This is a genomic window from Citrobacter farmeri, assembly GCF_019048065.1.
Classification (GTDB): Bacteria; Pseudomonadota; Gammaproteobacteria; order Enterobacterales; family Enterobacteriaceae; genus Citrobacter_A; species Citrobacter_A farmeri.
Genome location: NZ_CP077291.1, coordinates 922,745 through 941,551 on the forward strand (window position 1 = coordinate 922,745; position 18,807 = coordinate 941,551).

Annotated in this window: 18 protein-coding genes; 9 read left to right on the forward strand and 9 right to left on the reverse strand. The window is 54.5% G+C overall.

Translation table 11 applies throughout. The features are described from left to right. Positions 1–55 precede the first annotated feature (55 nt). On the forward strand, positions 56–817 hold the full coding sequence (gene kduD, locus I6L53_RS04305; protein WP_042288962.1) for a 2-dehydro-3-deoxy-D-gluconate 5-dehydrogenase KduD: 762 nt from the start codon (positions 56–58) through the stop codon (positions 815–817). Between the two features lie 57 nt (positions 818–874). Here kduD and I6L53_RS04310 read toward each other — a convergent pair whose 3' ends face one another. After that, positions 875–1,201, reverse strand: coding sequence for a cupin domain-containing protein (locus I6L53_RS04310; RefSeq protein ID WP_042322392.1), 327 nt, complete (start codon positions 1,199–1,201; stop codon positions 875–877). Between the two features lie 141 nt (positions 1,202–1,342). On the opposite strand from I6L53_RS04310, the gene I6L53_RS04315 reads away from it, so the two are divergent. Then, on the forward strand, positions 1,343–2,035 hold the full coding sequence (locus tag I6L53_RS04315; protein ID WP_042322394.1) for an aspartate/glutamate racemase: 693 nt from the start codon (positions 1,343–1,345) through the stop codon (positions 2,033–2,035). Here the strand turns inward: I6L53_RS04315 and I6L53_RS04320 are convergent. Beyond that, positions 2,022–2,957, reverse strand: a complete 936-nt coding sequence (locus tag I6L53_RS04320) for a LysR family transcriptional regulator (protein WP_042322396.1) — start codon at positions 2,955–2,957, stop codon at positions 2,022–2,024. The genes I6L53_RS04315 and I6L53_RS04320 overlap by 14 nt on opposite strands. A 117-nt stretch (positions 2,958–3,074) precedes the next feature. On the opposite strand from I6L53_RS04320, the gene lysA reads away from it, so the two are divergent. Beyond that, a complete protein-coding gene (gene lysA, locus I6L53_RS04325) occupies positions 3,075–4,337 on the forward strand; it encodes a diaminopimelate decarboxylase (protein ID WP_042322398.1) in 1,263 nt (420 codons plus the stop codon). A gap of 63 nt (positions 4,338–4,400) precedes the next feature. On the opposite strand, the gene I6L53_RS04330 is transcribed toward lysA, so the two are convergent. The 3 genes from I6L53_RS04330 to I6L53_RS23600 form a co-directional block, all read right to left on the reverse strand. Next, positions 4,401–5,420: a LacI family DNA-binding transcriptional regulator gene (locus I6L53_RS04330; RefSeq protein WP_042322399.1), complete on the reverse strand. Its 1,020-nt coding sequence runs from the start codon at positions 5,418–5,420 to the stop codon at positions 4,401–4,403. A 13-nt stretch (positions 5,421–5,433) separates the two neighbouring features. Further along, positions 5,434–6,462 carry an HTH-type transcriptional regulator GalR gene (galR, locus tag I6L53_RS04335; protein WP_042322402.1) on the reverse strand — a complete coding sequence of 343 codons (1,029 nt, stop codon included), beginning with the start codon at positions 6,460–6,462 and terminating at the stop codon, positions 5,434–5,436. A gap of 142 nt (positions 6,463–6,604) precedes the next feature. Next, on the reverse strand, positions 6,605–6,871 hold the full coding sequence (locus I6L53_RS23600; protein ID WP_247751670.1) for a hypothetical protein: 267 nt from the start codon (positions 6,869–6,871) through the stop codon (positions 6,605–6,607). A gap of 181 nt (positions 6,872–7,052) precedes the next feature. Between I6L53_RS23600 and aas the strand changes: the two genes are divergently transcribed. Both aas and lplT read left to right on the forward strand, forming a co-directional pair. Next, positions 7,053–9,212 carry a bifunctional acyl-ACP--phospholipid O-acyltransferase/long-chain-fatty-acid--ACP ligase gene (gene aas, locus I6L53_RS04345; RefSeq protein WP_042322404.1) on the forward strand — a complete coding sequence of 720 codons (2,160 nt, stop codon included), beginning with the start codon at positions 7,053–7,055 and terminating at the stop codon, positions 9,210–9,212. After that, on the forward strand, positions 9,205–10,401 hold the full coding sequence (gene lplT, locus I6L53_RS04350) for a lysophospholipid transporter LplT (RefSeq protein ID WP_042322406.1): 1,197 nt from the start codon (positions 9,205–9,207) through the stop codon (positions 10,399–10,401). Before aas ends, lplT begins: the two co-directional genes overlap by 8 nt. A gap of 33 nt (positions 10,402–10,434) precedes the next feature. On the opposite strand, the gene I6L53_RS04355 is transcribed toward lplT, so the two are convergent. The 4 genes from I6L53_RS04355 to mutH all read right to left on the reverse strand — a co-directional run bounded on the left by I6L53_RS04355 (position 10,435) and on the right by mutH (position 13,411). After that, positions 10,435–11,475 (reverse strand): NADP(H)-dependent aldo-keto reductase, encoded by a 1,041-nt coding sequence (locus I6L53_RS04355; protein ID WP_042322408.1) that lies wholly within the window; start codon positions 11,473–11,475, stop codon positions 10,435–10,437. Positions 11,476–11,582: 107 nt separating this feature from the next. After that, positions 11,583–11,801, reverse strand: a complete 219-nt coding sequence (gene ygdR, locus I6L53_RS04360; RefSeq protein ID WP_000758655.1) for a lipoprotein YgdR — start codon at positions 11,799–11,801, stop codon at positions 11,583–11,585. A 137-nt stretch (positions 11,802–11,938) separates the two neighbouring features. Beyond that, positions 11,939–12,652 carry a TerC family protein gene (locus I6L53_RS04365; RefSeq protein WP_042322411.1) on the reverse strand — a complete coding sequence of 238 codons (714 nt, stop codon included), beginning with the start codon at positions 12,650–12,652 and terminating at the stop codon, positions 11,939–11,941. 63 nt (positions 12,653–12,715) lie between these two features. Further along, positions 12,716–13,411, reverse strand: a complete 696-nt coding sequence (gene mutH / locus I6L53_RS04370; RefSeq protein WP_042322414.1) for a DNA mismatch repair endonuclease MutH — start codon at positions 13,409–13,411, stop codon at positions 12,716–12,718. Between the two features lie 684 nt (positions 13,412–14,095). Here mutH and rppH point away from each other — a divergent pair. The 4 genes from rppH (at position 14,096) to thyA (ending at position 18,710) form a co-directional block, all read left to right on the forward strand. After that, positions 14,096–14,626, forward strand: coding sequence for an RNA pyrophosphohydrolase (gene rppH / locus I6L53_RS04375; RefSeq protein WP_042322417.1), 531 nt, complete (start codon positions 14,096–14,098; stop codon positions 14,624–14,626). A gap of 12 nt (positions 14,627–14,638) precedes the next feature. Continuing rightward, positions 14,639–16,885, forward strand: coding sequence for a phosphoenolpyruvate--protein phosphotransferase (gene ptsP, locus I6L53_RS04380; protein ID WP_042322419.1), 2,247 nt, complete (start codon positions 14,639–14,641; stop codon positions 16,883–16,885). Positions 16,886–17,033: 148 nt separating this feature from the next. Further along, positions 17,034–17,909: a prolipoprotein diacylglyceryl transferase gene (gene lgt / locus I6L53_RS04385; RefSeq protein ID WP_042322421.1), complete on the forward strand. Its 876-nt coding sequence runs from the start codon at positions 17,034–17,036 to the stop codon at positions 17,907–17,909. A gap of 6 nt (positions 17,910–17,915) precedes the next feature. After that, positions 17,916–18,710 (forward strand): thymidylate synthase, encoded by a 795-nt coding sequence (thyA, locus tag I6L53_RS04390; protein WP_042322422.1) that lies wholly within the window; start codon positions 17,916–17,918, stop codon positions 18,708–18,710. Positions 18,711–18,807 lie beyond the last annotated feature (97 nt).

Here is an 18,807-nt window from a genome sequence, read left to right on the forward strand (position 1 = left end):
TCGCGGGCGCTCATAACGCCTGTCCGTGACAGGTATGAAAAACTAAGGATTTACAATGATTTTGAATGCATTCTCTCTCGAAGGTAAAGTCGCTGTCGTGACCGGTTGTGATACCGGTCTGGGCCAGGGCATGGCGCTCGGTCTGGCGGAAGCCGGCTGCGATATCGTCGGGATTAACATCGTTGAGCCGACCGAAACCATCGAGCGTGTGACCGCACTGGGCCGTCGCTTTTTGAGCCTGACCGCTGACCTGCGTCAGATCGACGGGATCCCGGCACTGCTGGAGCGCGCGGTGGCTGAGTTCGGCCATATTGATATTCTGGTCAACAACGCAGGGCTGATCCGTCGTGAAGACGCGATCAATTTCAGCGAAAAAGACTGGGATGACGTGATGAACCTGAACATCAAGAGCGTATTCTTTATGTCTCAGGCGGCGGCAAAACACTTCATCGCACAGGGTAACGGCGGCAAAATCATCAATATCGCCTCGATGCTCTCGTTCCAGGGCGGTATCCGCGTCCCGTCTTACACGGCTTCCAAAAGCGGCGTAATGGGGGTGACCCGTCTGATGGCGAACGAATGGGCGAAGCACAATATCAACGTCAACGCGATCGCGCCGGGTTATATGGCAACCAACAATACCCAGCAGTTGCGTGCTGATGAGCAGCGTAGCGCTGAGATCCTCGATCGTATCCCGGCGGGTCGTTGGGGTCTGCCGAGCGATCTGATGGGGCCAGTGGTGTTCCTGGCATCCAGCGCCTCTGATTACATCAACGGCTACACTGTGGCGGTTGACGGTGGCTGGCTGGCGCGTTAACACGTTCCCGTTTGCCGGGCAAACCCTGCCTTCGCGCAGGGTTTTTTATTGATGAAATCAGGCGTTGAGAAAATCCTCGCGAACCGGTGTAAAAGTATCCAGCAGGGTTCCCGGTTTCAGGCAGACACAGCCGTGCACAATATTCGGCTGCTTATATAACGTATCCCCGGCGCGTACCACCTGCTTCTCGTCACCGATGGTAAATTCAAATTCACCGGATAACACGTAGGTCAATTGTTCATGAGGATGATGATGCAATGGGCCGATCGCCCCTTCTTCGAAATTAACCTCAACGGCCATCATGTTGCCATTATGCGCGAGGATGCGGCGGGTAACGCCATTGCCCAGATCTTCAAGCGTCGTCTCGTGATGGAAAACAAACATACGGGATCCTGTTAGTGTTTGAAACAATGTTTCATTAAAGCTAACTCAGGCGCGTGACAAAGAAAACGGCAGAGCGAATGAACTGGAAAGTTGATCACAAGTTTGTTTCACTGCAGTAAATCACTAATGAAGGAGCAGGTAATGAAGACGATCGGCTTGTTAGGCGGGATGAGTTGGGAATCGACGATCCCCTACTACCGGTTAATTAACGAAGGGATTAAACAGCAACTGGGTGGGCTTCATTCTGCGAGCCTGCTGTTACACAGCGTTGATTTCCATGAGATCGAAGCATGCCAGAGCCGCGGCGAGTGGGACAAAGCCGGGGACATTCTCGCGCAGGCCGCGATCGGCTTGCAGCAGGCGGGGGCGGAGGGGATCGTCTTATGTACCAACACGATGCACAAAGTGGCGGAGGCCATTGAATCGCGCTGTTCGTTGCCTTTTCTACATATTGCCGATGCGACCGGGCGTGTCATTTCCGCGCAGGGAATGCGCCGGGTGGCGCTGCTGGGAACACGTTACACCATGGAGCAGGATTTTTATCGCGGTCGCCTGGAACAGCAGTTTGCCATTGAAAGCCTGGTGCCAGAGGCGGATGTGCGGGCGAAGATCAATCAGATCATCTTTGATGAGCTTTGCCTCGGACGCTTTACCGACGCTTCGCGTCAGTTCTATGTAGAGGTGATTGAAGACCTGGCGTCGCAAGGTGCAGAGGGCGTCATTTTTGGCTGCACGGAGATTGGCCTGCTGGTACCGGTAGAGTGCAGTCCGATCCCGGTGTTCGACACCACCGCGATCCATGCCGCAGACGCCGTGACGTTTATGCTGTCGTAACCGGCCCGAGGATCTGCTCCAGCGCCGTCACCAGGTGGTGATGGCGGGTCTGCAGATGATGGCTGAATGCCTCTACCAGCGCGGAAGCGGGGCGGTGGACAGGGCGGACCAGGCTGACGGTAAACGGCACGGAAATACTGAAACGACGCGCCACCACGCCGCTCGCCGCATAATCCAGCGCGGTGAACGGATTCACGATCGAAAGACCGGCTCCGGCGCGCACCATCGCACACACGGATGCCGCGCTGTGGGTCTCCACCACCATCCGCCGTTTAACGTCGTGCTCATTAAACAGCGTGTCCAGCAGTTTCCGGTAACTGTCCGTACGCGACAGGCTGATGTAGTTCTCCCCCTGAAAATCCTGTGGCGTTAATACCGATTTTTCCGCCAGCGGATGACCCGGCGGCAGCACGCAGACTTCATCAAGCGAGAAGAGCTCCGTACGTTCAGTTCCGGCTGGCGTATGCAACGTCTCCGTCAGCCCCAGATCGTGACGCTGAGCGGAAAGCCACTCTTCCAGCAGCGGTGACTCCTGCGGCACGATATTCAGGCTGACTTCCGGATAGCGGGCAAGAAACGGCTGAATCAATACAGGCAGCAGCGACTGCGAAAAAACCGGCAGACAGACAATAGACAACTCCCCCTGACGAAACTCCCGCAGGCTTTCCGCGGCGCTGACGATTCGATCCAGCCCGTACCAGGAACGCTGTACCTCTTCAAAAAGACGTAACCCCTGAACCGTCGGATGCAGGCGACCGCGCGTGCGTTCAAACAGCGTCAGCCCCAGCACTTTTTCAAAGCGAGCCAGTTCGCGACTGACGGTGGGCTGTGACGTATGCAGCAGCCGTGCGGCTTCGGTCAGGTTTCCGGCGGTCATGACCGCATGAAAAATTTCAATATGACGTAAGTTAACGGCAGCCATAGTCACCTCGTTTGACTCAACCCATATCATTTTTGCATAGAGTCTATATAAAACGATATTTTTTATTCTCTTCACGCTGTGGCGTAATGATAAAAAAACATCATGTCCGGAGCCGTTATGCCTCATTCCTTGTATTGTACCGATACCGATCTCACCGCGGAAAACCTGCTCAGGTTACCGGCTGAATTTGGCTGTCCGGTCTGGGTTTACGACGCACAGATCGTTCGTCGCCAGATTGCGGCGTTACAACAGTTTGATGTGGTGCGCTTCGCACAGAAGGCCTGTTCCAATATTCATATTCTGCGTTTAATGCGCGAGCAGGGCGTCAAAGTGGACTCCGTGTCATTAGGCGAAATCGAACGTGCGCTGGCGGCGGGATACGATCCGCAAACGCATCCGGATGACATTGTTTTTACCGCCGATGTGATTGACAGCGCCACCCTGGCACGCGTCAGCGAATTGCGCATACCGGTCAATGCCGGTTCTGTCGATATGCTGGATCAGCTTGGACAAGTCTCGCCGGGGCATCGCGTCTGGTTGCGTGTAAATCCGGGTTTTGGTCACGGTCACAGCCAGAAAACCAATACCGGTGGCGAAAACAGTAAACACGGCATCTGGCATACTGATTTGCCGCAGGCGCTGGCGGTGATGCAGCGGCATCAGTTGAAACTGGTCGGTATTCACATGCACATTGGTTCAGGCGTTGACTATGAACATCTGGAGCAGGTGTGTGGGGCGATGGTACGCCAGGTGGTGGATTTTGGTCAGGATCTGGAAGCGATCTCCGCCGGTGGTGGCCTGTCGATTCCTTATCATGATGACGAAGAGGCGGTGGACACCCGGCATTATTTTGGCCTGTGGAATGCCGCACGCGAACAGATCGCTCGCCACCTGGGACATTATGTGAAGCTGGAAATTGAGCCAGGACGTTTTCTCGTCGCTCAGTCAGGCGTACTGGTCACCCAGGTACGCAGCGTGAAGCAGATGGGCAGTCGCCATTTCGTGCTGGTGGATGCGGGATTTAATGACCTGATGCGTCCGGCGATGTACGGCAGTTATCACCATATTACCGCGCTGGCGGCGGATGGTCGCTCGCTGGAAAATGCGCCGCGGGTCGACACGGTTGTCGCAGGACCGCTGTGTGAATCTGGCGACGTCTTTACCCAACAGGAAGGCGGTAAAGTAGAAACCCGCGCGCTGCCAGCGGTGGTGCCGGGCGATTATCTGGTGCTGCATGATACCGGCGCGTACGGTGCGTCAATGTCGTCGAATTACAACAGCCGCCCGCTGTTGCCGGAAGTGTTATTTGACAATGGTCAGGCGCGACTGATTCGCCGCCGCCAGACCATTGAAGAACTGTTAGCGCTGGAGTTACTTTAAGCTGAACCAGTTTGTAGGCCTGATAAGCGAAGCGCCATCAGGCATTGCGTCGCGCAGATAACGTTACGATTTATGTGTTAAATACGGCCCGGTGGTCACCGAGTCGCGCAACACCAGCGTGCCGGTAAAGGGCGGGATCGGTTCAACCTCTTCACCATTGACCATGCGGATCGCCTGGTCAATGGCGGTGGTGATCATCGTGTCGATGGGGAGATAAACCGTCGACAGCCCTGGCTCAAGCCATTTCGCGCTCGGCGCATCGTCAAATCCAAACAGCGACACATCCTGCGGAATGTTAAGCCCGGCCTGATGCAGGGCTTTCGATGCGCCCAACGCCATATCATCATTACAGGCGAACAGCGCGGTGAACGTCACTCCTTCCTGTAGCAGTTCGTTACAGGCGTCATAGCCGCGCGTCATGCTGGAATCGCCATATTTCACCTTCGCCGGATCCCAGGCGATGCCGTTTTTCTCCAGCGCTTTACGATAGCCCATCAGACGCGACTTCCCGGTCGGCGTGTGTCCCGGCACGGTAATACAGGCGATCTCGCGGTGTCCCTGGGAAATCAGGTAATCTACCGCCTGAAATGCCGCGTCTTCCTGTTCAAAAAAGATGGCGCGTTCACGGGCGAGGCTGACGTCGCGGTTGATGATAATCAACGGCATAGTGATCGAATCCGCCAGCGCCAGAATTGCTTTTTCGCTCATATAGCGGGTGTAGAGAATGATGGCGTCACACTGCCGGTCGGCCAGCATTTGCACCGCTTCCTGTTCGCGCTCTGGTGTATCGTGACCATCGGTGACAATCAACTGTTTGCCATGAGATTCAGTCTGTCGCGAGGCCTGCTGTAGCAGGCGGCCAAAGTAGAAGCCATCAAAGGTCGACACGACCAGCCCAATGCTGTTGCTGGTCCGGTTTGCCAGCGAACGGGCCAGAAAGTTCGGACGATAATCCAGCGCCTGCATCGCTTTAAACACTTTCTGACGTGTACTCTCTTTAACCTGACCGGTGCCATTCAGCACGCGAGAAACGGTGGCTTTCGAGACACCGGCACGACGGGAAACATCCAGCATTGTTATCATGACGCGTTCCTGATTACTCGTTTGATGACGCATTGCCCGGATCCACTGGCGTTGTCACGGAATGGCGACGGACCAGCGTAGGGCTGAAGACATGGGTAACATCCGGCAGCGGGTGTTTTTTCGCCAGCGCGAGCGCCAGTTCTGCGGCCTGCGTCGCCATCGTCACGATGGGATAACGCACAGTGGTCAGTCGCGGGCGAACGTAACGCGAAACCAACACATCATCAAAGCCGATCAGCGAGATTTCCGCCGGGACTTCCACACCGTTATCATTTAGCACGCCCATTGCGCCTGCGGCCATGGAGTCGTTATAACAGGCTACCGCAGTGAAGTTTCTGCCCCTACCCAGCAGTTCGGTCATCGCCTGCTCACCGCCGCTCTCATCCGGCTCGCCAAACGTCACAAGGCGATCGTTGACCGGGAGATGGCTCTCTTCAAGCGCATCGTAATAGCCTTTGAGACGATCTTCCGCATCCGAAATGGAATGATTTGAGCAGAGATAGCCAATGCGGGTATGGCCCTGCTGGATCAGGTGACGGGTCGCCAGCCAGGCACCGTAGCGGTCATCCAGCGCCACACAGCGTTGTTCGAAACCTGGCAGGATCCGGTTGATTAGCACCATGCCGGGAATTTGCTTCATGAGTGACGCCAGATCGGCATCCGGGATCATCTTGGCGTGCACGACGAGCGCGGCGCAGCGGTGACGAATGAGTTGCTCGATCGCCTGACGCTCTTTTTGTTCATTATGGTAGCCGTTGCCAATCAGTAAAAAATTTCCGGTGTTGTAGGAGACCTGCTCCACCGCTTTTACCATCGCGCCGAAAAAAGGGTCGGAAACATCGCCAACCACCAGACCGATGGTCTCGGTGGATTGCTGCGCCAGGGCGCGCGCGTTGGCGTTGGGATGGTAGCTGAGCGACTCCATCGCACTGGTCACCGCCAGGCGTGACGCCTCGCTGGCTTTGGGGGAATCGTTGATGACGCGGGAAACGGTGGCGACTGATACACCAGCCAGTCGGGCTACATCCTTTATGGTCGCCATGACAGTACCTATTGTGGGTAAACGCTTACATTCTGTCAGTGTTACGGAAAACGTCTGTTGGTTCAAGCAGATTGCCCGTTACGACGCGGCAAATGTGAGCAACACCCTCGGAATTAAGACAAAAATCGAAAGATGCAAACCATTAGTTACACTTTGCGAAGGGCTGTTGCGATTGTTCGCTGGCGACGTTTCCTGGCGGCTTGATAAAGTTGAGATCCCAGAGGTATTGATAGGTGAAGCCAACTTTCGGGTTGAGCACACGAATTACACCAGCCTGCGCCAGTTGCGCAGGTTTTTTTTTGTGATTACGGCAATCTGTAACAGTAAGCGATAATTTACACAACTGGTTGCATTTCCCTTCATTCCTTTGCGTTTTCTCGCTGGCGAAGCGGCCATGTACCGACCACAATCAAGATCCCAGAGGTATTGATTGGTGAGATTATTCGGTACGCTCTTCGTACTCTGTCTCTTGCACCAACCTGCGCGGATGCGCAGGTTTTTTTTCGCCCCGAGTTTACTGTCGCTCCCGTTGCCTTGTTCGTGTAATCTGCCACCATTATTTTACCGAATCGTGCGCAAAGGGAGTTGAAATGTTATTTGGCTTTTTCCGTAACCTGTGCCGTGTGCTCTATCGGGTACGCGTGACGGGGGATATGCAGGCGTTACAGGGAGAGCGCGTCTTAATCACCCCCAACCACGTCTCTTTCATCGACGGTATTCTGCTGGCGTTGTTTCTACCGGTACGCCCGGTGTTTGCGGTCTATACCTCGATTAGCCAGAAGTGGTACATGCGCTGGTTAACCTCGCTGATTGATTTTGTGCCGCTCGATCCAACGAAGCCGATGGCGATTAAACATCTGGTCCGACTGATCGAGCAGGGGCGTCCGGTGGTGATTTTCCCGGAGGGACGCATTTCGGTGAGCGGCTCGCTAATGAAAATCTACGATGGCGCCGGATTTGTTGCCGCGAAATCCGGGGCGACGCTGGTGCCAGTGCGGATTGAAGGCGCAGAGCTCACCCATTTCAGCCGCCTGAAAGGGCTGGTGAAACGTCGTTTCTTCCCGCAGATCCATCTGCATGTTTTACCGCCAACCCGTCTGCCGATGCCTGATGCGCCGCGCGCACGCGATCGTCGTAAAATTGCGGGTGAAATGCTGCATCAAAAAATGATGGAAGCGCGAATGGCGGTGCGCCCACGCGAAACGCTGTATGAATCGCTGCTGGCGGCAATGTACCGCTATGGCGCGGGTAAGCACTGTATCGAAGACATCAATTTCAAGCCGGACAGTTACCGACAGTTGCTCACTAAGACGCTGTTTGTCGGGCGTATTCTGGAAAAATACAGCGCAGAGGGTGAAAGAATTGGCCTGATGCTACCGAATGCCGCCATCAGCGCAGCGGTGATTTTCGGCGCGGTTTCTCGCCGTCGTATCCCGGCAATGATGAACTACACGGCGGGCGTCAAAGGGCTGACCAGCGCCATCACCGCCGCGGAAATCAAAACCATTTTTACCTCCCGCCAGTTCCTGGATAAAGGCAAACTCTGGCACCTGCCGGAGCAACTGACGCAGGTTCGCTGGGTCTATCTGGAAGATCTCAAAGCCGATGTGACTACCGCAGACAAGCTGTGGATCTTTGCGCATCTGCTGATGCCGCATCGGGCGCAGGTTAAGCAGCAGCCGGAAGAAGCGGCGGTGATCCTCTTTACCTCAGGTTCTGAGGGGCACCCAAAGGGGGTGGTACATAGCCACAAGAGCCTGCTGGCCAACGTTGAGCAGATCAAAACCATTGCTGACTTCACCGCTAATGACCGCTTTATGTCGGCGCTGCCGCTGTTTCATTCTTTCGGCCTGACGGTGGGGCTGTTTACGCCGTTACTCACCGGCGCTGAAGTGTTCCTCTATCCCAGTCCGCTGCATTATCGCATTGTGCCGGAACTGGTTTATGACCGGAACTGCACGGTACTGTTTGGCACCTCCACGTTCCTCGGGAACTATGCGCGCTTTGCCAATCCGTATGATTTCTATCGCCTGCGCTATGTGGTGGCGGGAGCGGAAAAACTCCAGGAGAGTACTAAACAGCTCTGGCAGGACAAGTTTGGTCTGCGCATTCTTGAAGGTTACGGCGTGACGGAATGTGCGCCTGTGGTCTCGATTAACGTCCCGATGGCAGCGAAGCCTGATACCGTCGGGCGGATCCTGCCAGGTATGGACGCGCGCCTGCTGGCGATCCCTGGCATTGAAGAGGGCGGTCGTTTGCAGTTGAAAGGGCCCAACATCATGAACGGTTACCTGCGCGTAGAAAAACCGGGCGTGCTGGAGGTGCCGGTGGCGGAAAACGCCGCGGGAGAACTGGAACGCGGCTGGTATGACACCGGAGACATCGTGCGCTTTGATGAGCAGGGATTCGTGCAGATTCAAGGGCGCGCCAAACGCTTTGCGAAAATTGCCGGCGAGATGGTCTCGCTGGAGATGGTTGAGCAACTGGCGCTCGGCGTGTCGCCAGAGAAAATGCATGCAACGGCGATCAAGAGCGATGCCAGTAAAGGTGAAGCGCTGGTGCTCTTCACCTCCGATAGCGAACTGACGCGTGAGGCTTTACAGCAGTATGCCCGTGCGCACGGCATCCCGGAACTGGCGGTGCCGCGCGATATCCGTTACCTGAAACAACTCCCGTTACTCGGCAGCGGTAAGCCGGATTTCGTAACGCTGAAAAGTTGGGTTGATGATCCGGAAAAACAAAATGCCTGAGTCAGTACATACCAATACCTCTGTCTGGTCGAAAGGGATGATGTCGGTTATTGCGGCGCAATTTCTCTCGGCGTTTGGTGATAACGCTCTGCTGTTTGCCACGCTGGCGCTGCTGAAGGAGCAGTTCTATCCGGACTGGAGTCAGCCGATTCTGCAAATGGTGTTTGTGGGCGCTTACATCCTGTTTGCGCCGTTTGTTGGTCAGGTCGCTGACAGTTTTGCCAAAGGTCGGGTGATGATGTTCGCCAACGGCCTTAAACTGCTGGGGGCGGCAAGCATCTGCTTTGGCTTCAATCCGTTTATTGGCTATACGCTGGTGGGCATTGGCGCGGCGGCCTACTCACCGGCCAAATATGGCATTCTGGGGGAATTAACCACCGGCGATAAGCTGGTGAAAGCCAACGGTCTGATGGAAGCATCAACCATCGCGGCAATCCTGCTTGGCTCGGTGGCGGGTGGTGTACTGGCCGACTGGCATGTCACCGCTGCACTGGTTGCCTGCGCATTGGCCTACGCCGGTGCCGTGGTGGCAAACCTCTCTATTCCCAAACTGGCCGCCGCACGTCCGGGGCAGTCCTGGCATCTGGCGAAAATGACCCGCAGTTTCTTTTGCGCCTGTGTTTCATTGTGGCGCAACGGTGAAACGCGCTTCTCGCTGGTGGGTACCAGTCTGTTCTGGGGCGCGGGAGTTACGCTGCGTTTTCTGCTGGTGCTGTGGGTGCCGGTGGCGTTAGGCATTACCGATAACGCCACGCCAACCTATCTTAATGCGATGGTTGCTATCGGTATTGTAGCCGGGGCGGGGGCTGCTGCCAGACTGGTGACGCTGGATACCGTGGTGCGCTGCATGCCGGCGGGGATCCTGATTGGTGTCGTCGTGCTGATTTTCTCTTTGCAACACGCGCTGCTGCCTGCTTATGCGCTACTGATGCTGATCGGTGTGCTGGGCGGTTTCTTTGTGGTACCGCTGAATGCGCTGTTGCAGGAGCGTGGCAAGAAGAGCGTCGGCGCGGGTAATGCGATTGCGGTACAGAATCTCGGAGAGAACAGCGCGATGCTGTTGATGCTGGGACTCTATTCGCTGGCAGTATGGATAGGGATCCCGGTTATTGCCGTTGGCATCGGTTTTGGCGGTCTGTTCGCGCTGGCAATTGCGGCGCTGTGGATCTGGCAGCGCCGTCAGGCGTAATCAACGCGCCGGAATTCCTCCGGCGCGCTTCTGTTACGGTGCAGGATAGGTGTAAACCTGATGCACCGCTTCAATCTCCGCCAGCACCTCTTCGCTTAACGCCAGATGTAAGCTCTCAACATTGGTTTTCAGCTGTTCCATGGTGGTGGCACCAAGCAGCGTACTGGCAACAAACGGCTGATGGCGAACGAATGCCAGCGCCATCTGCGCCGGATCGAGGTTGTGGCGTCTGGCGATCTCCACATACGCTGCCACGGCTTTTTGCGTCTGCTCGCCGCTGTAGCGGGTAAAGCGACTAAACAGCGTATTACGCGCTCCGGCAGGCTTCGCGCCGTTCAGGTATTTACCGGTCAGCGTGCCAAATCCCAGACAGGAATAGGCCAGCAGTTCGACGCCTTCGTACTGGCTCACTTCCGCCAGTCCCACTTCAAAACTGCGGTTAACCAGACTGTAAGGGTTCTGGATGGTGACAATGCGCGGCAGATCATGTTTATCCGCCAGGTGCAGATAACGCATCACGCCAAAGGCGGTTTCATTTGAGACGCCGATGTAGCGAATCTTACCCGCGCGCTGGAACTCAGCCAGCGCATCCAGCGTATCCAGTAGCGACACCACCGGCGCGGCGTCGGTCCAGGTGTAGCCGAGCTTGCCAAAACAGTTGGTCGGGCGCTGCGGCCAGTGAACCTGATAGAGATCCAGATAATCGGTCTGCAGACGCCTCAGGCTGTCGTGCAGCGCTTCGCGGATGTTCTTACGATCCAGAGCCTGATTCGGGCGAATGCTGTTGTCGTTATTACGCGACGGGCCGCTGACCTTGGAGGCGACAATCAGCTTTTCACGGTTGCCATATTTGGCCAGCCAGTTTCCGACGTAAGTTTCGGTGAGTCCCTGGGTTTCCGGGCGCGGCGGGACCGGGTACATTTCGGCCACGTCGATCAGGTTAATGCCGCTGGCGACGGCATAGTTGAGCTGTGCATGCGCGTCGGCTTCGCTATTTTGTTCACCAAACGTCATTGTGCCCAGCCCCAGTGTACTAACTTCAAGCGAGCTGTGGGGTATACGGTGATATTGCATAGCCGTTTCCTTTTTATAATCACAACATAAGGATTATAAAAATGGCTGAGGGAAGGGAAAAAGGGAAGAAAAATTGTTAAGGCCAGCAGCACGGCTGACCTCAGCCTTCACCGTTCAATGATTTGAGAAACGTCGTCGCGGTTAATTTGCATGGCGTTGCCCTGCTGGTCGTGGTAGCTCACCAGACCGGTATCGTCGTCAATTTCGGGTTTCCCGTCGGTCAGGATCATCCGACCATCTTTGGTCGCCATCACATAGTCGCTACTGCAGCCGGAAACAGCAAAAGCCAGTCCAACCGCGGAAATTATCACTGCCCATTTTTTCATCCATTTATCCTCACGTGGCCTGCGTCTGATAATAGTCTAGTAATAACCTGACGTTATGGGCAGGAAAAGCAGGAAAATCTTAAACTGAGAGCGGAAACGGAAAGAAATTCGCTCCCGGCAGGGAGCGAAAAAGGCAATTACAGCGGATTTTTTTTGTTTCGCAACAAATTCAAACTTTCGACCGCAATGGAGAAGAACATCGCGAAATAGATGTAACCCTTCGGTACGTGAACATCGAAGCTTTCCAGAATCAGGGTGAAGCCAACCAGAATCAGGAACGACAGGGCCAGCATCTTCACGGACGGGTGTCGGTCGACAAACTCGCCAATAGGACGCGCCGCAAACATCATCACCCCAACGGCAATCACCACCGCCGCCATCATAATGAACAGGTGATCGGACAAGCCGACCGCCGTAATCACCGAGTCCAGGCTGAAGATGATGTCGAGCAGCATAATCTGCACGATTGCCCCCAGGAAGGAGGTGACGCGCATATTCATCCCTTCTTCTTCACCTTCGATGGATTCATGGATCTCCTTACTCGCTTTCCAGATCAGGAACAATCCACCGAGCAGAAGGATCAGGTCACGGGCGGAAATGGCCTCACCAAACACGTCAAACAGCGGATTGGTCAGCCGGGTCACCCAGGCGATGGAGGCGAGCAGCGCCAGTCGCATAATCATCGCCGCCGCAAGGCCCAGACGTCGGGCATGCGCGCGTTGCGCAGTCGGGAGTTTTGCAACAACCAGAGAGAGGAAAATAATATTATCGATCCCAAGCACGATCTCCAGCAGCGTCAGCGTACCGAGCGCAAGCCAGGCGTTAGGATCGGTTATCCATGCAAATAACATTGAACAAAGTCCTGCCAAAAAAAGAAACGCTAATTATATGCTTCCCGGCCACCAGGCGAAAGTCTAACGCTGTTGTAACAAAAAGTGGCGTTCCAGTAAGGCGCGCGTGAAGTTCTTTTTCAGATAAAAACCCCGCGGCAACGTCAGTATTGGCTCGCCCTGGGCGCCGATCGCCTCGGTGAGCGCTTTGGCATTTGCTGCCTTCGGTCGCAGTTGTAAAAATTCGCCATGCCGGGCGGTGATGCGTTCAACCTGACCGAGCACAATCATGTCCATCAACTCTTCCCAGTCGAGACGCAACTGACGGTCTTCTTCTTCATCGGGACTCCACAGGACTGGCGATCCTACCCGTCGTTGGGCGAGGGGAATGCTGCGCTCACCTTCAACCGGGATCCACAGCACCCGCTTCAGTTTGTGCCGCACGTGGCTGGTTTCCCACGTCACACCACTGTTTCCCGTCAACGGCGCGACGCAGACGAAGGTGGTTTCGAGCGGTCGCCCAAAGCTATCTACAGGAATGGTTTTCAACTCGACGCCGAGTGCGGCGAAATCTTGCTCAGGCTTACTTCCGGCGCTGGCGCCCAGCCAGAGTTCCAGTAATACACCGATCCAGCCTTTGTCCCGCTTGAGATCTTTCGGTGCAACGATACCCGCCAGTGCCGCCAGTTCACCTAACGAATAGCCCGAAAGCTGCTGCGCCTGCTGGAGCAAAAGGGCTTCAGATTCCGGTGGAAAGCGTAAAGGATGGAGTCCGGACATGGCGTAATACCTTAGGTGAAAAAATGAACAATGATTTTATACCGTGGGAAAGAAGTTTATCGTTTTCCACAGGTGATATTCAATGCCATGATTTATATTGGTTTTTATTTTCCCGCATAGTGTGTTGCGCAACACCAGAACAGGTTTTCCATTTCTGGTCACTGAAAATAAACAGGATCTTACACCATGTTATCCACAGAAAGATGGGATAACTGTGAAAAACCCCGACTACTGTTTCCATTTACAGCCTTGACGTGCGACGAAAATCGAATTTTCACACAATTTGTGTCTAACTTATTGGCACAATCTGTGGATAAAGTCGGCGCTGTTCGATCTTTCATCAGCCTGAAGATCGTCAGTGTGATGTTTATCACTTTTTTGCCTGATGAACGGTGGAATGACCGGGTAACTTCATGAATAAAAGAACATATTTTTTTTACCCTGTCGGCAGTTTATTCAGACTGTTCCGGGTTTTCCCGGAGTAATTCCGTACTTCTTCACAACTCTATCCACAGAAAAGGTGAATAAAATCGCCCATATGGGTGAGTGTCTGTTTATAACTTTGTCTTTAACTGTGAGTTATTCAATTGTTATTAGATGCACACCGCCTTAACTCAGTGGTTTACCGTCTGTCAGGAGTGTGAAACAATCATTCTCATATAAGGTTTATGTTGAGGTAGTCCGGTGATTGATGACGATGGCTACCGCCCAAATGTAGGTATCGTAATTTGTAATCGTCAGGGGCAGGTGATGTGGGCCCGGCGGTTTGGTCAGCACTCCTGGCAGTTCCCACAGGGTGGGATAAACCCAGGAGAATCAGCAGAACAGGCGATGTACCGGGAACTGTTTGAAGAAGTAGGGTTAAGCCGTAAAGATGTGCGAATCCTTGCCTCTACTCGCAACTGGTTGCGTTACAAGTTACCAAAACGTTTGGTGCGTTGGGATACAAAGCCGGTGTGTATCGGCCAGAAACAAAAGTGGTTTCTTTTGCAGTTGATGAGCGCGGATGCGGAAATCAATATGCAAACCAGCAGCACTCCTGAGTTCGACGGCTGGCGTTGGGTAAGTTACTGGTACCCGGTCCGGCAAGTGGTTTCATTTAAACGCGATGTCTACCGCAGGGTGATGAAAGAGTTCGCAAGTGTTGTGATGGCGCTTCAGGAAGCGACGCCGAAGCCGCAAAGTACACCTGCTTATCGACGTAAAAGAGGTTAAGCCACGCAAATTATGCTCACCCGCCTGCGCGAAATAGTCGAAAAGGTGGCCAGTGCTCCGCGTCTTAATGAAGCGCTGAATATTCTGGTTACTGACATCTGTCTTGCGATGGATACAGAGGTCTGCTCGGTTTATCTGGCCGATCATGACCGCCGTTGTTATTACCTCATGGCGACTCGGGGGCTTAAAAAACCGCGCGGTCGCACTGTCGCACTCGCGTTTGATGAAGGGATCGTCGGTCTGGTTGGCAGGCTGGCGGAACCAATCAACCTCGCTGATGCCCAAAAACATCCCAGTTTTAAATATATCCCCTCGGTAAAGGAAGAGCGCTTCCGTGCTTTCCTTGGGGTGCCGATCATTCAGCGTCGTCAACTGCTGGGGGTCCTCGTTGTGCAGCAGCGCGAACTGCGCCAGTATGACGAAAGCGAAGAATCTTTCCTTGTGACACTCGCCACGCAGATGGCGGCGATCCTGTCACAATCTCAGCTTACCGCCCTGTTCGGTCAGTATCGCCAGACGCGCATCCGCGCGTTACCGGCTGCACCGGGCGTGGCGATCGCAGAAGGTTGGCAGGATGCGACGTTGCCGCTGATGGAGCAGGTGTATCAGGCCTCAACGCTGGACCCTGCCCTGGAGCGTGAGCGTCTGACCGGCGCGCTGGAAGAGGCGGCAAATGAGTTTCGCCGCTACAGTAAGCGGTTTGCCGCAGGCGCGCAGAAAGAGACTGCTGCGATATTCGATCTCTATTCGCACCTGCTCTCCGATGCTCGCTTGCGACGCGAACTGTTTATCGAAGTCGATAATGGCTCGGTGGCGGAATGGGCGGTCAAAACGATCATCGAAAAGTTTGCCGAACAGTTTGCCTCGCTGAGTGACAACTATCTCAAAGAGCGTGCGGGCGATCTGCGTGCGCTGGGCCAGCGCCTGCTGTTTCATCTTGATGACTCTGTACAAGGGCCGAATGCCTGGCCAGAACGCTTCGTGCTGGTGGCTGACGAACTCTCTGCTACGACGCTGGCGGAACTGCCGCAGGACCGACTGGTGGGTGTCGTTGTTCGTGACGGGGCAGCTAACTCCCATGCGGCAATTATGGTGCGTGCATTGGGCATTCCCACCGTGATGGGGGCTGATATTCAGCCGTCGGTGTTGCACCGGCGGACGCTGGTAGTGGATGGTTATCGGGGTGAGCTGCTGGTCGATCCCGAACCGGTATTGATCCAGGAATATCAGCGGCTTATCAGCGAAGAGAACGAACTCAGTCGTCTGGCGGAAGATGACGTCAATTTACCCGCGCAGTTGAAAAGCGGCGAGCGAGTGAAGGTCATGCTGAACGCAGGGCTCAGCCCGGAGCATGAAGAAAAGCTAGGCAGTCGTATCGACGGTATTGGTCTGTATCGCACCGAAATTCCCTTCATGCTGCAAAGCGGTTTCCCTTCAGAAGAGGAGCAGGTGGCGCAGTATCAGGGCATGTTGCAGATGTTTAACGACAAGCCGGTGACACTTAGAACGCTGGACGTGGGTGCGGACAAACAGTTGCCGTATATGCCGATCAGCGAGGAGAATCCTTGCCTTGGCTGGCGAGGGATCCGTATTACGCTCGATCAGCCAGAGATCTTCTTGATCCAGGTTCGCGCCATGCTGCGTGCTAATGCGGCGACGGGCAACCTGAGTATTCTGCTGCCGATGGTGACCAGCATTGACGAGGTGGATGAAGCGCGCCGCCTGATTGAACGTGCCGGGCGCGAAGTGGAAGAGATGATCGGCTACGCGATCCCGAAACCGCGTATTGGCATCATGCTCGAAGTGCCTTCGATGGTCTTTATGCTGCCGAATCTGGCGAGTCGCGTTGATTTTATCTCCGTCGGGACTAACGATCTGACTCAGTACATCCTTGCGGTGGACCGTAACAATACCCGTGTCGCCAACATCTACGACAGTTTGCATCCAGGGATATTACGTGCGCTGTCGATGATTGCACAGGAAGCTGAGCGGAGTGATATCGACCTGCGCGTGTGTGGCGAAATGGCGGGCGATCCGATGTGCGTAACCATCCTGATTGGGCTGGGTTTCCGCCATCTATCAATGAATGGTCGCTCTGTGGCGCGTGTAAAATATCTGCTGCGCCGTATTGATTACGAAGAGGCAAAAACGCTTGCCCAGCGTAGCCTTGAGGCGCAACTGGCAACGGAAGTGCGCCATCAGGTAGCGGCGTTTATGGAGCGTCGCGGCATGGGCGGTCTGATTCGCGGGGGGTTGTAAAAGGGCTATACAGATCTTTTACATCTTCCCGACAGCCTCACAGAACCTCGTATGCTATTATTCGCTCCTTTGGAGCGCCTGTAAGCAGTGGGTGCGCATATCGCTCGCTGATATTTTTCAGCGAAATAACAAGAACTTGTGGTGACAGATGACCAGTAGCTATCTGCATTTTCCGGAATTTGATCCGGTCATTTTCTCAATTGGACCCGTTGCACTTCACTGGTACGGCTTAATGTATCTGGTGGGCTTCATTTTCGCGATGTGGCTGGCGACGCGCCGTGCCAACCGCCCAGGCAGTGGCTGGACTAAGAATGAAGTCGAAAACTTACTGTATGCAGGTTTCCTCGGGGTTTTCCTCGGTGGGCGTATTGGCTACGTGCTGTTCTACAACTTCCCGCTGTTCCTTGATAATCCGCTTTACTTGTTCCGCGTCTGGGACGGCGGCATGTCCTTCCACGGTGGCCTGATTGGTGTGATTCTGGTGATGATTATTTTCGCCAAACGCACGAAACGTAGTTTCTTCCAGGTCTCTGATTTTATTGCGCCGCTAATCCCTTTTGGCCTGGGCGCCGGACGTCTGGGGAACTTCATTAACGGCGAGCTGTGGGGCCGTGTCGATCCGAATTTCTCTTACGCTATGCTGTTCCCTGGGTCGCGCACGGAAGATATTCTGCTACTGCAAACCAACCCGCAATGGCAATCCATTTTCGATACCTACGGCTCCTTACCGCGCCACGCGTCTCAGCTTTATGAGATGGCGCTGGAAGGTGTCGTGTTGTTTATTATTCTTAACCTGTTTATCCGTAAACCGCGCCCAATGGGATCCGTCTCCGGACTGTTTTTGATCGGCTACGGCGCGTTTCGTATCATCGTTGAATTCTTCCGTCAGCCGGATCAGCAGTTCACCGGCGAATGGGTACAGTACATCAGCATGGGACAGATCCTCTCGATTCCGATGATTGTCGCTGGTGTGATCATGATGGTTTGGGCCTATCGCCGTCGCCCACAGCAACACGTTTCCTGAGGAACCATGAAACAGTATTTAGAACTGATGCAAAAAGTGCTGGATGAAGGCACACAGAAAAACGACCGTACCGGAACCGGAACGCTTTCCATTTTTGGTCATCAGATGCGTTTTAACCTGCAGGAAGGATTCCCGCTGGTGACGACAAAACGTTGCCATCTGCGTTCCATCATCCACGAACTGCTGTGGTTCCTGCAGGGTGACACCAATGTGGCTTATCTGCACGAAAATAACGTCACCATCTGGGACGAATGGGCGGACGAAAACGGTAATCTGGGCCCGGTGTATGGCAAACAGTGGCGTGCCTGGCCGACGCCGGACGGTCGCCACATCGACCAGATCACGACCGTGCTGAACCAGTTGAAAAATGATCCCGATTCGCGCCGTATTATTGTTTCGGCGTGGAACGTTGGTGAACTGGATAAAATGGCGCTGGCACCGTGCCACGCGTTCTTCCAGTTTTATGTCGCGGACGGCAAGCTCTCCTGCCAGTTATATCAGCGATCCTGCGACGTGTTCCTCGGTCTGCCGTTTAACATCGCCAGCTACGCGCTGCTGGTGCATATGATGGCGCAGCAGTGCGATCTGGAGGTCGGCGATTTCGTCTGGACCGGCGGTGACACGCATTTGTACAGCAACCACATGGAGCAGACGCACCTGCAACTGACTCGCGAGCCGCGCGCGCTGCCAAAACTGGTGATCAAACGTAAACCTGATTCCATCTTTGACTACCGCTTCGAAGATTTTGAAATCGAAGGTTACGATCCGCATCCGGGGATTAAAGCGCCGGTTGCTATCTAAACAGGTTTTATCCTGTCATAGCCGATGCCTCCGTGCGTCGGTTTTTTTTACCCTAATTTTGGTTATTCGGCGTGGATTCCTGAAATTTTGCAATCTG

Coding starts and splice junctions, on each gene's coding strand:
- kduD (WP_042288962.1), top strand. CDS start 56: ATGATTTTGAATGCATTCTCTCTCGAAGGTAAAGTCGCTGTCGTGACC.
- I6L53_RS04310 (WP_042322392.1), bottom strand. CDS start 1,201: ATGTTTGTTTTCCATCACGAGACGACGCTTGAAGATCTGGGCAATGGC.
- I6L53_RS04315 (WP_042322394.1), top strand. CDS start 1,343: ATGAAGACGATCGGCTTGTTAGGCGGGATGAGTTGGGAATCGACGATC.
- I6L53_RS04320 (WP_042322396.1), bottom strand. CDS start 2,957: ATGGCTGCCGTTAACTTACGTCATATTGAAATTTTTCATGCGGTCATG.
- lysA (WP_042322398.1), top strand. CDS start 3,075: ATGCCTCATTCCTTGTATTGTACCGATACCGATCTCACCGCGGAAAAC.
- I6L53_RS04330 (WP_042322399.1), bottom strand. CDS start 5,420: ATGATAACAATGCTGGATGTTTCCCGTCGTGCCGGTGTCTCGAAAGCC.
- galR (WP_042322402.1), bottom strand. CDS start 6,462: ATGGCGACCATAAAGGATGTAGCCCGACTGGCTGGTGTATCAGTCGCC.
- aas (WP_042322404.1), top strand. CDS start 7,053: ATGTTATTTGGCTTTTTCCGTAACCTGTGCCGTGTGCTCTATCGGGTA.
- lplT (WP_042322406.1), top strand. CDS start 9,205: ATGCCTGAGTCAGTACATACCAATACCTCTGTCTGGTCGAAAGGGATG.
- I6L53_RS04355 (WP_042322408.1), bottom strand. CDS start 11,475: ATGCAATATCACCGTATACCCCACAGCTCGCTTGAAGTTAGTACACTG.
- ygdR (WP_000758655.1), bottom strand. CDS start 11,801: ATGAAAAAATGGGCAGTGATAATTTCCGCGGTTGGACTGGCTTTTGCT.
- I6L53_RS04365 (WP_042322411.1), bottom strand. CDS start 12,652: ATGTTATTTGCATGGATAACCGATCCTAACGCCTGGCTTGCGCTCGGT.
- mutH (WP_042322414.1), bottom strand. CDS start 13,411: ATGTCCGGACTCCATCCTTTACGCTTTCCACCGGAATCTGAAGCCCTT.
- ptsP (WP_042322419.1), top strand. CDS start 14,639: ATGCTCACCCGCCTGCGCGAAATAGTCGAAAAGGTGGCCAGTGCTCCG.
- lgt (WP_042322421.1), top strand. CDS start 17,034: ATGACCAGTAGCTATCTGCATTTTCCGGAATTTGATCCGGTCATTTTC.
- thyA (WP_042322422.1), top strand. CDS start 17,916: ATGAAACAGTATTTAGAACTGATGCAAAAAGTGCTGGATGAAGGCACA.